The organism is Salegentibacter sp., assembly GCF_041642575.1.
Lineage (GTDB): Bacteria > Bacteroidota > Bacteroidia > Flavobacteriales > Flavobacteriaceae > Salegentibacter.
The window spans coordinates 1-3248 of the sequence record NZ_JBEPWD010000157.1 but is presented as its reverse complement, the minus strand read 5'-3'; the positions used below and the strand labels follow the sequence as shown (position 1 = coordinate 3248).

1 protein-coding gene and 1 pseudogene are annotated in these 3248 nt (G+C 41.8%); both read left to right on the top strand.

Features of this window, described 5'->3' with window-relative positions; translation table 11 throughout:
• Window positions 1-207, top strand: a pseudogene (locus ACESK1_RS12745) (transcriptional regulator); the annotation flags it as partial.
• Between the two features lie 211 nt (window positions 208-418).
• A partial coding sequence (locus ACESK1_RS12740; RefSeq protein ID WP_372920557.1) for a SusC/RagA family TonB-linked outer membrane protein occupies window positions 419-3248 on the top strand: 2830 nt, incomplete at its 3' end.

Here is a 3248-nt window from a genome sequence, read left to right as displayed (position 1 = left end):
CTGAAAAATGGTCAGCTCCTCAATAAAGAACTCCGCATTTTTGCCTTAATAAGACTCGGAATTAAACACAACGAAATCATCGCTCAAATCCTTGGGTATTCCGTTAACTCTATCTACGCTTATAAAACCAAGATTAGGAAAAAATCACGGCTGGATAAAAAGGATTTTGACGATAAACTGATCGAAAATACCACGCTTAAGCTCTAATTTTCTTTTGTAGCACCTCTTATTTTCTATATATTTCTACGTATATAATTTTATCTAAAAATCTGATATACAATAAATTATAATTTATTTACTTGTGTATTTTTCTATATGGATTTTTGAAAATCTAAAAGGAAGCCTTAATTTTTCGAAGTTTGAGGTGTCTATGATTAACTGACACAAAAACTTTTTAACAGACATTAAATTTTAGCAAATGCGAAATGAATTTAAAATTTTAAGAATTAGAGGACTACGGGCGAAAGTGACGTTGATGCTCCTTTTCTGCCTTCCACTTTTTGCAGGGGCACAAGGTTCTGATATTACCGTTAGCGGGATTGTTCTCGACGAAACGGGAATTCCACTACCAGGTGCATCGGTAGTAGAAGTAGGAACCAGTAATGGTGCGGTAACCGATTTTGACGGAAATTTTGAGCTTGTCGTAAGTGAAAATGCTCAACTGGAAGTGAGTTTTTTAGGTTATGTAACGCAAACGTTTGAAGCTACTTCCGAAGAAGTTGAGATCGTAATGGAATCAGACGCCGACGCCCTTGAGGAGGTGGTAGTGATTGGTTACGGCCAGACAACACAACGAGACCTAACAGGATCTGTCGCTTCTATAGATCTGGATGATGTAGAATCGCAGCCGGCTTCAAACATCGGTGATGCCATGCAAGGTAGGGCTGCCGGCGTACAGGTAATTACCTCAGGTGCTCCGGGGACAAATCCTACTATTAGAATTCGTGGAATTGGGACAATTGGGAATAACGACCCTTTGGTAGTGGTAGATGGAGTGCCACTAAACGGCGGTTTAAATCAGGTGAACATGCAGGATGTTGAGTCACTGCAGGTTTTGAAGGATGCTTCGGCCACTGCTATTTACGGTTCACGTGGAGCAAATGGGGTTGTAATAATTACCACCAAAAGCGGGAAAGACGGAAAAGGGCAGTTTAATGTGGAAGCCTTTTCAGGGATTCAGCATTCTACCGATATGATTGACGTTTTAAATGCCCGTCAGTTTGCTGAATTTAATAATGAAATGCTCTCCAATGCCGGATATGAAACAAATCCTGAATATGCTGATCCTTCTTCGCTTGGCGAAGGTACAGACTGGCTGGATGCCTTATTCACAACCGGAAGGCAGAACAATTTCACTGTTTCCTTCAGCAATGGAAATGAACATACTAAGGTGTATACTTCGTTAAATGCCTTTGATCAGAAAGGGATTATTATCAATAACGATTACGAACGCTACATCTTTCAATTTAACAGTGAAACCGAGATCAACGATAACCTTCGTTTTGGGAATAACCTCAAAATGAATTATGATCAAAAGGAAAGCGGAGATACTAATATCAATAACGCGATTTTTTCACTTCCTACCAATCCAATCTATCGCGAAGACGGTGATTTCTCGGGACCGCTTGGTCAGCCTTTATATTACGGAGACGTAGAAAATCCTATTGGTAAGGCAAATATTGTAGATAACTCTACCGAAGGTTACAACATCCAGGGATCAGTTTTTGCCGAATTGGATTTCCTTGAAGATTTTACCTTTAAAACGCTCTTTGGCGGGGAAACAAACTTCTGGTTTGGTAGAACCTGGGCTCCTTCTTATGAATGGGATGCCCACATCGGTCAGAACGAATTTCTATCGGAATCTTCCAACCGGAGCATAACCCTACTTTGGGATAATACCCTTACCTACGAGAAACGCTTTGAAGACGGAAGCAGATTTACCGGAGTGGTAGGTACCAGTGCTCAGGAAAACAGGTTTAAGACAATGGGAGGATCCATTCAGAATTTTGCCAGCGAATCTACCCAGCAACTGGACAGTGGAACCGACCAGCAGGAAATTGGCGGAACGGAATCAGAATGGGCAATATTCTCATATTTTGCTCGTGGGACGTTCGATTTCCGAAGTAAATATTTGCTAACCGCTACGGTACGTCGTGACGGCTCCTCCAGATTCGGTGAAGGAAATAAATACGGAACTTTCCCTTCTGCATCTGCAGCATGGAGACTCTCAGAAGAAGATTTTCTTGTCGATTCTGAAAACATCAACGATCTGAAAATTCGTGCGGGTTATGGAATTACCGGAAACCAGGAGATAGGAAACTATGCCTTTGCCTCTTCCTATAACACCAATCTATATAATTTCAACGGAAACCTGGTAACAGCTGCGGTTCCTACGGTTTTACCCAATGCCAACGTGCAGTGGGAATCCCAGAAACAATACAACTTTGGAGTGGATGCCACTTTGTTCGATAATAGAGTAGACTTAACCCTCGATCTTTACCGAAAGGATACCGAAGATATGCTTGTGCCAATGGCGGTGCCGGTAACCTCAGGATATTCTGATGTTTTTGTGCCTTCTATCAATGCTGGGAAGATAAGAAACCAGGGGGTGGAAGTTTTACTAACTACACAAAATATCGAAAAGGAAAACTTCAGCTGGACCTCAGATTTCGTATTCACTTACAACGATAACGAGGTGATGAATATTAATAGCGATACCCCAATGACAACCGGCGGAATAGGCCTTAATTATAATCTGGCCAGAATTCAGCCAAATTATCCGGTGAATGTTTTCTACGGATTTGAGGAAGCGGGAATTTTCCAAACCCAGGAAGAAGTAGACAATGCCGCCGTGCAGGTTGCCGGGAATGATCCTGCTACCAGTACCGCTGCGGGAGATATCAGGTATAAGGATTTAAATAATGACGGTGTCATAAATGACGATGACCGTACCATTATTGGTAATCCAAACCCCGATTTCACATATTCCTTTAATAATACCTTTAAAATGGGGAATTTTGATCTGAATATTTTCCTTCAGGGAGTCTACGGAAATGACATCTTTAACGCCAACCGAATTTTTACTGAAGGTATGGCCGTTACCAGTAACCAGTCTACCGCGGTTCTTGACCGTTGGACTGGCGAAGGCACCAGCAACACCATGCCTCGTGCCATTTTTGGAGATCCTAACAATAACGCCCGCCCTTCAACACGCTATATTGAAGACGGTTCTTATTTAAGATTAAGAA